The organism is Paenibacillus sp. FSL H3-0310 (assembly GCF_038002785.1).
GTDB lineage: Bacteria > Bacillota > Bacilli > Paenibacillales > Paenibacillaceae > Paenibacillus_AQ > Paenibacillus_AQ odorifer.
This window is the reverse complement of the sequence record NZ_JBBODC010000003.1, coordinates 203,167-215,950: the sequence shown is the minus strand read 5'-3', so window position 1 is coordinate 215,950 and position 12,784 is coordinate 203,167. Positions and strand designations below refer to the sequence as shown.

The window sequence follows — 12,784 nt, the reverse complement described above, 5'->3', positions numbered from 1 at the left end:
TTTAATTTGTAGTTTCCGATTGATTTCTTGTGTACATCCTGGTAATCCATTTAAATAACACTTTACTTGATCAATTAACTCTAAGTGAGATGTCAGAGTATTACACTTGTTAAATTGAGTCTAATAATATCCTCGGTTTCAATATGATAGCTACCGTTTTTCACACGTAGAGCAATACATTCAATATTTAGCCGAACATCTGCTAGTTCCACATAAAACACAATAATTTCAAAGCCTTGTTCCTTTGCATCCTCATCTGCCTTATAACGTTACCACCCGCTAAAGTGGTTTCCACAATGAAATCCCACTTATTCCAGATACACTACCTGGCTATTCTTATGGCTTCTTTCCCAGCAGATACTTTACTCTTTTCAGGATGCCCATTAGTGATCTTGCGGCTATGCATCTGGAATCATCAGTGATTCTGTTTTATGCCATGCTCCGATATAGAATCTTCCACTTTCATGAAATGAAAAACATAATATTCTCCGTTAATTTTTAGCTGTTCCTTTTCTTTTTGATTTCGTCAAATTCACATAGAGATAAGTGAAATTCAAGGTTTTTGGTGATGCAGCCGGATGATGATACTCAATATCCTATAGATTCTCCAAAACCTATCATAAATTGTAATTTATTTAACGAAACAGTTTACATATACGTTACACAGAATAATTAAAAGAGCCGTTTTTCCCTTTTTTCAAACTCAAAATATATTAAATTCATAATATTCATTGACTGAAACAAATACTAGTGTTATATTTCCTAACATTAAATAATAAAATACATACAGGAAAAGGAGATTACGCACATGAATAAGTTCAAACGTCTACGTGAAACTAAAAGAGAGCATTCTGGTTCCACCCGATCTGAATATTCACCAGCAAAAAAAAATTGGAGTAAAAAGCAATTTATAGCTACTTCAATTGTGTTATCTGTTATTGCTACGAGTGTAATTCCGTTCCAAACAGCTGACGCTTTAACTAGAGTTACTTCAGAAAGTGGCACAGTATGGGAGATTCACGATGTTTTTGCTCCTAGCTTAGACACAGGAAGTTTACGTACAGTTGGTTCTACACAAGTACAAGGTTTCGGCAATATCTTTGTTAAAGTGTCCTCGCCTTCAGCTCCACTGATGAATGGTCAAATGATGCGTGGGTTTGACTTGAAATATGACGGCGTTAATAAGTTTACTTCGGCTCAATCTGTAAATCTAGGAAATGTAACTGTAACACGTGAGGTGTATGTGGATACTATTCATAATCGAACGAGATTCTTTGATACTTTCACTAATAAAAATGATGTGGCAATAAAAGTTGATGTATCATTCGGTGGCTCTTTAGGATATGGTACAACAACAAATGCTTCAGTAGTTAAGGCAACCTATTCAGGCGATCTAAAGGTAACTACAGATGATTCATGGATTGTTGTAGATAGTAGCGCCAAAAACAATAAGCCGCTAGGCGTTGCAGTGGGATCTCCAAAGCCGTTTGATAATGGATTAACCGGTCTAGGTAATCAGCAACAGGATCCATTCACAATACCCTTAGCTGAGTATGGAAATGAAGCGAATTTCTATGGGTTCATTAATTCACTAAATATTGGGCCGGGCGAATCGAAATCCCTAGTAAATTATGTACAAGTTGGAGAAGCTGGTGAAGAAGGGTTGAAAAATCTGGTTGCTATGCTAGATGGACTTAATAGTCTGCTGGATGTAACAGGATTAACAAACGCACAAATTCGGTCAATTAGCAACTGGGATATATCTGCTATAGAGGGACTTGATACTGGAGATCATCTGGTTATACCAAATGCTCCTGCGCCTAAAGAATTAGTAACTTCATCGCCGTATGATGTTAAGAATAAATCAATTGCAGAAATGCAACAGGATATGATTACTGGCAAAACTACCTCTGTACAAATTACTCAAGCCTATTTAGATAGAATCAAGGTATACGATGAGGGACAATTGGGATTCCATGCATTCCTGCATGTATCTGAAACTGCGCTTAACCAAGCAAGAGCTGCTGACGATGCCCGTGCCCAAGGTGTAAAAGGTGATTTATTGGGTATTCCAATTGCGATAAAAGATATTTATGATACAAAGGATATGCCTACTACCGGTGGCAGTAAAGCTCTTGAAGGCTGGCAGCCTGATTCTGATGCATTCCAAGTGAAAAAACTGCGGGAAGCTGGAGCTGTAATTATTGGTAAAGTAAATACTTCTGAGTTTGCTAACAGCGGAAGCTTTAGTGAAAGCGGCTGGCAGCAAACATGGAATGCACTCTATCCATCGAAAACATCTTTTGGCTCAAGCGGCGGGTCTGCAGTATCTGTTGCAGCTGATTTTGCAGCAGCAGCAATGGGATCGCAAACAGGGGTATCTCTATATGCACCAACTACAGGCGCTAGCTTAAAAAGCTTCCGGGGTACAGACGGTATGGCAAGTACTACAGGTGTACTGCCACTCACTTGGGGACAAGATTATGCAGGTCCCATTGCTAAAACAGTAACTGACCTAGCCATTATATTGAATGCTACAACGGGTACGGACCCACAGGATATTTTCACAGTCACTGCTGATGCAGATCATAAGCGTCCAGTGGATTGGAAGGAATCTCTGGATGTTAATGCATTGAAAGGAAAGAAAATTGGATACATTCCTGCATCCTTTGTATCTGCATATGCTGATGATGATACTGGACAGGCAGTGATGGATAAGTTCTCAGAGCTTCAAGCAGCGGGTGCGACTATGGTTGAAATGTCAGCTGTACCATCAGGCCCTAGTCGTCCTTCTGGTATTAATGGATCTACTGAAGGTTGGGCACGTTATATTGAGTTGCATAAGGACTTCCCTTATATTGATGGAGCAAGTGTACTAGCTTCAGATAAGGTGCTTATCTATAATCAAAGAGGATATAGTACTCCAACTCGGATGACTGAACAAGCTGTACAAGATTACATTAAGTATAGAACCGACTATAAGGAAGTTATTAAAAGCTGGATGGACGCGAATGGTGTTGATGCTGTTGTTTATGCAGGTTTTATTAGCGACGTATATAACAATGACGCAGCAGCTTCTCAATTAAGTTCAGACCGTAACACAGGCGTATTAACCTCTACTATGGGTCTACCTACGGTAGTTGTTCCTGTAGGAACGAATGACAGCGGATATTCTATCTCTATGCAACTGGTTGGTAGAGCATGGGACGATGCAAAAGTTTTAGGCATGAGCTACGCTCTTGAGCAACAAAGTCAAGCTAGACTACTTACAACATTTGCTCCAGCACTTCAATACGTTTCAAACTCTACTAATCCTGATCCAAACACAGATAATGGACCAACCCATCCAAATACTGGAGGAGGTACGGTGACACCTCCAGCAATAACAACGCCTATAGAAACACCGTCACCTGCAGAAACAATAATACCAGCAGATAAACCGAAAGTTGTTAGTTTTGTAGATACAATGAATCATTGGGCAAAAACAAGCATTGACGCACTAATTGCTAAGGGATTATTGACGGGGTATTCCGATGGAACATTCCGCCCAAATTCAGGTTTGACTCGTGCCGAAGCAATTAAAGTAATTGCAACTTATATGGGACTTGAAGGACAAGAAAGTAACTTTATAGATGTATCTCCAACTCATTGGGCGAATAAGTTTATTGGTGCAGCTGCTAGATCAGGCTTGATGAACGGATATAGCGACGGAAGCTTCCGTCCAAATGAGAAGATTAGCCGTAGTGAATTAGCGGTACTAATCACTCGAGCTTTTAAGCTAACTGGTACTGGAAACACATCATTCAAAGATGTTACAAGAAATGCATGGTATTATGATTCCGTCGATGCACTCGCATCCAATAATATTATTACAGGATACGCAGACAGTACATTTAAGCCTGAAAAAGATATTACTAGAGCAGAGTTTGCAGCAATTGTTTCCAGATTACTAGCTAATTAAAAGAAATTCAATTAAAAATGACAGAGTACTCGAGTAACCACGTTTACAGGAAAGGCCATCCCGAAAGGGATGGCCTTATAACTTGCCGTTACAGATAGTGCGATGAACCGTATCATAAGTAGGGCGAACCCTATCCACACAAAAAACGACTCATCCGTAGACAAGTCGCTTTTCAAGTTTTATTATTAATGGATTATTACTGTGTAATTGTCATCAGTCTCACCGCTTAGCCTTATAAAACTCATGATACAGCTTCATCAGTGCCCTTTTTTCTATCCTCGAAACATAACTCCGCGAAATGCCAAGCTCCTTAGCAATCTCCCGCTGCGTCCGCTCTTCCCCGCCTGTATCCAATCCAAACCGCCCAACCACAACTTCTTTTTCCCGGTCATCCAGAATATCAAGGTTACGATAAATCTTACTCTTTTCGATCTTCAGATCTACTTCTTTAATGACATCATCCGCTTCCGAACCAAGGATATCGATGAGAGTAATTTCATTACCTTCCTTGTCTGTCCCAATTGGATCGTGCAGAGATACATCTTTACGAGTCTTCTTCAAGGATCTTAGGTGCATCAGAATTTCGTTTTCAATACAACGTGCTGCAAATGTGGCTAGTTTGGTTCCTTTGTTTGGACGATAACTCTCAATAGCTTTAATCAGGCCGATGGTGCCGATGGAGATGAGGTCCTCCATGTCTTCACCTGTGTTGTCGAATTTCTTGAGGTTATGGACACGATATGATGTAAAAAAAAACCAACGTGATCGGTTACGATGCTAGTTGGTTTATTTGTCTCCTTTTTTTCAATTATTGCTCAATAATATGCGTCCATTCTGAAATTCATTGACATATTAACTTATTCCGCTTTTATCTGCTTCGCAAATAATCTCATCATCTGTTTTACTATTATCAATAATAACTAAATGATCTAAGAGACTTAAATGAGAAAGCAAATTCTCTATGCTTGTTACATCACGTACCTTCGAATAGGAGACAAAGTAATTATTGACGATTCAAGAAGTACTTGATTGTTAAAACTGACAAGTTAGTAAAAAAACTAAAAAATACTTTCATTACCTTCTCAATAAGTAGAAGATATTGCAACAAAATCATTCAGATGGGAGTTAGGAGCTGTAACAATTTGCTGCAGAATATCATTATACTGGACGAGCCATCTTTTAATTGTAGCGGAATCAAAAAGATATGAATCATATTCCACATTAAATACTATGCCCTCCTCACCTTCATCGACTGCGCTCATATAAAAATCAAATAATGATCTTCTAGCCCACAATCTGCGTTCCGTAACTAGGCCAGGCCAAGGAGGACTACTACCTTTTTCATACTGTGTAAAGGCAACTCCTCGGACATAGTTTCTCTCACTACGGTATAACTCAGGATATAATTCTTCCATAATTTTCACAAAAGGAAGTTCACTATGAGCAATTGCACCGTTTACTGTTTCCCTTGTTCTCAAAATTAGTTCTGATAACGCAGAATTCTGAGAAAAGTTCACTCGTAATAATACAAAGTTAACTAAACTACCAATTATACCCTCAATATCAGTGACATTTCGATTTGAAAAGGAAGTCTCTGTCACCAGGTCCTCCATACCCGTTATTGTATGCATTGCGATATTAAATCCTGTTAATAGAACAGTGTAAAGTGAGCAACTGTATGTATGACTGGTTTTTCTCAGTAATTCTGATACATTTGGATTAAGAGTAAACGATTCAACTGCACTTTTTGCACCCTCAGGTTTCCTTGGTCTGTCAGTGGGTAATTTTGTAATTCGGATATCTTTAAGCTTTTCTTTCCAATATGACAGGTAATTAGTATAACGATCACCCGACCAAATTTCTTGTTCCCACTTGGCATAATCAGCAAACTGAACTGGAAGTGGTGGTAAAGTATCTGCACTACCCTGCCCTCTAAGATGGAGCAATCCCCCCAGTTCCCTTAAAAATATATTTGCAGAGGGGCCATCCATAATGCTGTTATGAGCATTAATAAATAACGCATAACGATGATTTGAACGTAAGTAAAGCGTGAGACGCCAGAGCAGAGGCCGACTAAGATCAAATGGAGTACTCTCATCAATAAATGCCAATGCATGCATCTCTCGTTCCTGCTCATCTTCAGTTAAATGTGTTAAATTAATTATTGGCAGATGATAATCTATATCCACAGAATCTTGAATGACTTGTAATAGTTCTTCGCACTTTTCATCTTTATGTAACGATGTGCGCAGTACTTCATGTCGTTCAATTAGCTCATTTATACATCTTTCAAGTAATGAAATGTCCAAGTTGCCCTTATATTCCCATCCCACTGCTGTAGTACAGCACTCTCCTCCTTGAATCATCTCCCGCTCCCACATTCTGTTTTGAATCCACGAAGCTGGGATATGCTGACTTCGTTCAACACAGTGAATTTTAGGCAACCTCCGTTGTTTAAGAGTAGCATCTTGTACAGCTCCAGCTAACCCTTCAATTGTCGGAAATTCATATAATGTACTCTCAGGAAGTTCTATTTGAAAAAGCTCCCTCATACGTTTCATTAAACGAATGCCAAGTAGAGAATGACCTCCCAGTTCAAAAAAGTCTTGCGTTATCTCAACTCGGTCTTCGCCCAAGAGTTCACTCCAAAGCGCAGTAATGCCCAATAACACATCTGCAGGAGAAGTACTTATCGTATTTGATGTAGTCACTTTTTGTTCTGGCTTATATAGAAAGTCATCTTTTGATGTTGATTGGATGTCATTATTAGTAGTTGTTCCTACTTCATAATTAATGCACCCTTCTTCTAGCCAATAACGTTTTCTTTCAAATGGATAAGTCGGGAGTACAACCCTATGCCTATTTTGACCTTCATACAAACCTCGGACATCAATATCAATACCTTTTAGCCACAATTCCCCCAGTGCCTCAAGCAGAATTTTATAATCTTCTCTCTGGTTTAAGGGATGACGTATGGTATGGATTGCTTGCTTCTGTAATAATGGTTGTTGAGACACAAAGACAGATAAAGTACGCCCCGGTCCTACTTCAATCGGTACTCCGTTCATATCCTTTATAAGTGTTTCTACCCCCTTAGCAAAATATACTGTTTCGTATAACTGTCTAGCCCAATACGTTGGGTCAGTAGCCTCTTCATCCGTAATCCAAGTCCCTGTAAATCCAGATACATAAGGAATCTTAGGGGGGGATAGCTTTACTTCTCTAACAATGTTCTCAAATGTTTCCGCTGCAGGTTTCATCATAGCAGAATGAAAGGCATGAGAAGTATGTAGACGCCGATGTTCAATCCCATCCGTAGTCAATTGAACCTCCAATTGAGAGATAGCCTCCCCAGTGCCCGAAAAAACACAAAGTGAAGGTGCATTCACTGCAGCAACTGAGATTCTATCATTTGAATATTGCAATGCAAGAGTTTCGCTAACAGATGCAGATATCATTTCTCCGAAGGGCATTGATTGCATCAACCTGCCTCTTTGTGACACCAGATAGATAGCATCTTCTAATGTAAGAACCTCAGCCAGCACAGCAGCAGTAAATTCACCTAAGCTATGACCAATCATTGCTTGTGGATGGATACCAAATGATATAAGAAGTTGGGCCATTGCATATTCAGTAGTAAAAATTACTGCTTGGGCCATTTGCGTCTGCTGTAATTTTTCTTCAAGAATTTTGTTTGTACCTTCTGCAGGGTACATTAGTTGGCGAAGATCCTCTCCTAGTTGTATCTGAAACAGATTGGTGCACACATCTATCCACTTGCGATAATAATGCTGCGTTTCATAGAGCTGTTTACCCATATTTATATACTGGGCACCTTGTCCCGGGAATAAAAATAAGGGCACTGCAGAATTTTGACCTGAACTAATATCTTCCGGTGAGGTTGTCTTCTTCTGCGATAAATTATGAATAAGTTCCTTATTTGTCTCAGCCACCATCACTCTTCGGTAAGGAAACACCCTTCTTCCAACATGCAAGGTATATGCAATATCAGCTAAGGGCAAATCAGCTTGACCAGTAAGTGTATTTACTAGATTTTCGCTAATTCTGTCTAAGGCAGTCGGTGTTTTGGCAGATAAAAAGATTAACTGGTAAGGTCTAGAAGCTCCCGATTCTTCTCTAGAAGGCGCCTCTTCCAAAACAACGTGTACATTTGTTCCTCCAAGCCCAAACGAGCTAACTCCAGCTCTACGTGGAACTTGTTTCTCAGGCCAGGAGATTAAATTACTGTTTACATAAAAAGGGCTCTTTTCAAAATCAATCTCTGGATTTGACTTTTGAAAATGTAATGTTGGAGGAATCATTTTATTCTGCAAAACCATTGTTGCTTTTATAAGACCTGCAACCCCAGAAGCAATGTCAAGATGACCTATATTCGTTTTTACGGACCCTAATGCGCAAAAACCTTCTTTATCTGTAGACATTCGGTACGCTTTTGTAAGAGCTGTTACCTCAATCGGATCACCTAGTTTTGTACCAGTACCATGTGCTTCAACAAAGCCTATTGTTTCAGCTCCTACATTCGCTTGGGCAATCGCTTCTGCAATAACCTCAACTTGTCCCTCAATACTCGGAGCAGTGAAGCCCATTTTTTGTTCACCATCGTTATTCATTGCAGATCCCTTAATTACTGCATATATATGGTCACCATCCGCTTGGGCATCTTCTAGTCTTTTTAATAGAACCACGCCCACCCCATTTCCTGGTACTGTTCCCAGTGCCTTCTCATCGAATGCCCTACAGTGCCCATCTGGGGATGCAATCCCGCCTTGTTCATATAAGTATCCTGATTTTTCCATCGCAGGCAGCGAAACTCCTCCAGCAATTACCATGTCGTTTTGATAACACAAAAGGCTTTGACTAGCCATAGCTACAGCTACGAGTGATGTAGAGCAAGCTGTTTGTAGTGTTAGCGAAGCTCCCTTGCAACCCAATTTATAAGCTGCTCGGGTGGATAAATAATCCTTTTCATTATGTAACATAGTCTGAAAACTGCCCACAGATATTATTGCTGCTTCATTGGGATAGACATGCTTTAGAAAATACTGATTCATTCCTGCTCCTGCAAATACTCCGATACGATTCTCATATTGCTTTGAATCATAACCTGCTTTTTCTAAAACCGTCCATGCCTCTTCTAAAAAAATACGCTGTTGTGGATCCATAACCTGTGCTTCGCGGGCCGTATAACCAAAGAACGAGGCATCAAACTCATCCACCCCATTTATAAACCCACCTGCCGGTACATAATCAGTGTGATCACGGAGTTTGGGATTTTTTCTCATTATAGCATCTTCTTTTTCACTTAGAACCTGTATTCCCTCTATTCCATTACAGAGCATTTCCCAATATTCTTCAATATTTTCTGCCCCAGGAAAGCGCCCAGACATTCCAATAATTGCGATTCCTCCGGAGAAATCCTCTTCATTATCCTCAATATTAGAACCCATAATAGCTATCTCCTTCCTCTTAGCTTATTAATTGCTTCTCGTTGTTTCTGCGCCCTGCTTTTAACATTTGAAATTGTTGTATCATCCGTATTAGTGGATTCGTTCATAAATTGAGCTAAAGATTGAATTGTACTGAAACGGAATAAGTCCATCATTGATATGTTTTTATGTAATTTTTCTAATACTTTAGATCTAACTTTAATAACTAAAAGAGAATGTCCTCCAATTTCAAAGAAGTTATCCTCTATCCCAACTTCGCTTATCCGTAATATATCCTTCCATATTTGTCCAAGTTCAATTTCAAGAACTGAAGAAGGTAGTTTAATGGGATCCTTTTTTTCCTCCAAAATATTGTGTGCATTAGACAAAGACCTTTTATCAATTTTCCCATTGGGCAAGAGAGGCATCTGTGTAAGTTGGATGAAAAAACTCGGCACCATATATTCAGGTAGCACAGCACCTAAAAAACTTCTAATCTCTCTAGCTTCAAGTTGAAAGTAAGCCTCTGTTGTAAAGTATGCTACAAGCTGTTTGTCATCAGGAGAACTTCCCTTTAAGTCAAGAACAACTTCCCGTATTTTTGGGTGCAAACGAATTGCTGCTTCGATCTCTCCTAGTTCTATTCTGAAGCCACGCAACTTTACTTGATGATCTAGCCGTCCCAAATATTCAATTACCCCTTCTGTGGTAAATCTCGCTAGATCCCCAGATTTGTACAATAATTCCTCTTGTTTAAATGGATTTAAGATGAATTTTTCATTAGTTAATTCACTACGGTTATAATAACCTTTTCCTACCTGAACGCCACCAATATGCAGTTCCCCCGCAACCCCAATAGGCGTAGGGGAAAGGTAACGATCAAGAATGTAGACTTGCGTATTAGCAGCAGGTCGACCAATAGGGATGTCTGCTTTCTCCATTTCTTTATTACATTTCCAACTAGTTGCATGCACTGCAGTTTCTGTTGGACCATAAAGGTTGTACAGTTCTGTGCTAGGAAAGCATCCAAAAAAATTATTCTGCAAATCCGATGTAAGCGCCTCTCCAGCCACTAAAACGCGCTGCAAGCTTGTACAACGACTAGCCTCCGGGTCCTCCAGAAATATTGTTAACATGGACGGTACAAAGCCAATAATAGTAATCTGATTTTTCTGAATAGCTTCAATTAAATAAGATGGATCCTTATGCCCCTCGGGTACTGCTAGGTATAAGGAAGCACCAATACTAAGGGGCCAAAATATTTCAGGTATAGATACGTCAAAGCTAAACGGCGTTTTTTGTAGTAATCGGTCTTCTGCAGAGATTTTAAATTCTTCCTGCATCCACAACAACTGGTTATTAATTGCTTTATGTGTATTCATAGCTCCTTTGGGTTTACCCGTTGAACCCGAGGTATAAATCATATAAGCCAAAGAATCGATTGTTACTTCACTTTTCGGATTGAATTTAGGTTGTGTTTCAATAGCTGACCAGTCTTCATTCAGATTCAGACATTTGATAGCACCTGTAAATATTGAATGGAGTTGTTCTTTTTCTAAGAAATTCTGTGTTATTAGGAAAGCCACACCGGAGTCTTCCAACATATACGTTAAACGGTCAACAGGATAGGTTGGGTCAATAGGTACGTAAGCTGCACCAGCTTTTAGAACTCCAAGTAGTGCTACAACCATTTCAATAGATCTTTCCATACAGACCCCTACAAATTGCCCGCAATTAATCCCTTCCTTCTGGAGAAAATGTGCCAATTGATTAGCACGTTCGTTCAACTCTTGATAACTTAGCGAAGTCTCTTCAAAACAAATGGCCTGAGCATCCGGTGAACGCTGTGCTTGCTGCTCTATAAGCTCATGAAGAAGATTCTCCGGGTATGCTTTGCTTGTTTCATTCCAATGATTGAGAATTTTTTCCTTCTCATCGAGGGAAAGCATCTCAATTTCAGCAATACTTTGATTGGGATAAACCAGAATGTTTTGTAAAAGAGTAATAAAATGCTTTGCCAATCTCTGTATACTCTCCAACTTGAAGAGGTCAGTGCGATATACAAAAGAAAACTTGGGAGCTTCTAGTTCTGTAATTTCGAGAGTTAAATCAAAGTTTGCTGTACTTCTCTCATATGGATAAGTAGACCATGTTTTAAATTCCTCCCCCATAAGCTTGGCTTGAGATGATCCGGCTCCTACACTTAGCATAGCTTGAATAATAGGATTATGGGTTGTTGAACGCTCTGGTTGTAACATCTCTACCAATTTTTCAAAGGGAAGTTCCTGATGCTCATAAGCCGACAATGCCGAATCACGAATATTATGAAGCCATTCTTTGAAAGTCATTTTCTCATCAGGTATGCGCGTACGGATAACCAGCGTGTTAGCAAAAAAACCAGTAATTCCTTCCATTTCCTTCTTTGGTCGATTAAAGACTGGAAGTCCAACTAGCAAATCTTCTTGCCCAGAATATCGATAAAGCAGCAGCTTAAATAGAGCTAGAAATGCCATAACTGGGGTGACTTGTTCTTTTAGGCAAAAATCACGAAAACTTCGCAACGTACTCTCTGGTACGTTGAATTCGTAAACAGCACCCCTACTAGTCTGGACTGTTGGTCTAGGATAATCCAGAGGGAGCTCTATTAACGCAGGAGCTCCTTCCAAATACTCTTTCCAAAACTTCATATGCTCTTTCCATTGATCTTTTTCATATTGATTTGTCTGCCAACGTGCGTAATCATAATATTGAAGAGGCATTTCCTTTGTTAATGGAATTCCATTTAAACGCGCCTCGTAGCCGGCAATTAACTCTTTCATCAAAATCCCATTCGACCAGCCATCCGTTATAATATGATGAATAGAAAGAGAAAATATCCATTCCTCAATACCCAATTGGATCACCTCGGCACGAAATAGAGGACCATTTTTTAAATCGAATAGTTGATTTACACTTTCTTTTAAAATTGAATTAAGCTTCTTTTCCCTCTCAATAATCTGCAACATAGAGATATCTGTGGAGGGAAGTACGAATTCTAGAGACTCCAGAATAACTTGAATAGGTTCTCCTTCTAATTCGATAAAAACAGTTCGTAAAATAGAATGACGGTTTATCAATTCTCTAAAGCTATCTTCCAACTTATTGACATCCAGTTGTTCTTTTATATGGTATATAATAGGAAGATGGTATCCTGATGAGTCTGGCATCCATTGTTGTAAAAACCACAGTCTTTTCTGAGCAAAAGATAGAGGAATTACTCCTGTAGGAGCGGTCGCTATAATCCCCTTTGCATCATGACTTATAGAATTCTGTAGCCATTGTTTTAGTAAACTGTTATCAGCCTTACTCTTTTGTTTGTTATCTAGCATTATATAAC

At 39.3% G+C, this 12,784-nt stretch carries 3 protein-coding genes and 1 pseudogene; 1 reads left to right on the top strand and 3 read right to left on the bottom strand.

The window, feature by feature from the left end; genetic code table 11:
- Window positions 1-808 precede the first annotated feature (808 nt).
- Window positions 809-3,961, top strand: a complete 3,153-nt coding sequence (locus MHH63_RS26985) for an amidase family protein (RefSeq protein ID WP_341172272.1) — start codon at window positions 809-811, stop codon at window positions 3,959-3,961.
- Between the two features lie 219 nt (window positions 3,962-4,180).
- Here MHH63_RS26985 and sigK read toward each other — a convergent pair.
- The 3 genes and pseudogenes from sigK to MHH63_RS26970 all read right to left on the bottom strand — a co-directional run.
- A pseudogene (gene sigK / locus MHH63_RS26980) lies at window positions 4,181-4,693 on the bottom strand (RNA polymerase sporulation sigma factor SigK); the annotation flags it as partial.
- A gap of 350 nt (window positions 4,694-5,043) precedes the next feature.
- The gene (locus tag MHH63_RS26975) at window positions 5,044-9,429 is read right to left on the bottom strand and encodes a type I polyketide synthase (protein WP_076195212.1); all 4,386 of its coding nucleotides are present in this window, start codon (window positions 9,427-9,429) and stop codon (window positions 5,044-5,046) included.
- Window positions 9,430-9,434: 5 nt separating this feature from the next.
- Window positions 9,435-12,776: a non-ribosomal peptide synthetase gene (locus MHH63_RS26970; RefSeq protein ID WP_341172271.1), complete on the bottom strand. Its 3,342-nt coding sequence runs from the start codon at window positions 12,774-12,776 to the stop codon at window positions 9,435-9,437.
- Window positions 12,777-12,784 lie beyond the last annotated feature (8 nt).

Coding starts and splice junctions, on each gene's coding strand:
- MHH63_RS26985 (WP_341172272.1), top strand. CDS start 809: ATGAATAAGTTCAAACGTCTACGTGAAACTAAAAGAGAGCATTCTGGT.
- MHH63_RS26975 (WP_076195212.1), bottom strand. CDS start 9,429: ATGGGTTCTAATATTGAGGATAATGAAGAGGATTTCTCCGGAGGAATC.
- MHH63_RS26970 (WP_341172271.1), bottom strand. CDS start 12,776: ATGCTAGATAACAAACAAAAGAGTAAGGCTGATAACAGTTTACTAAAA.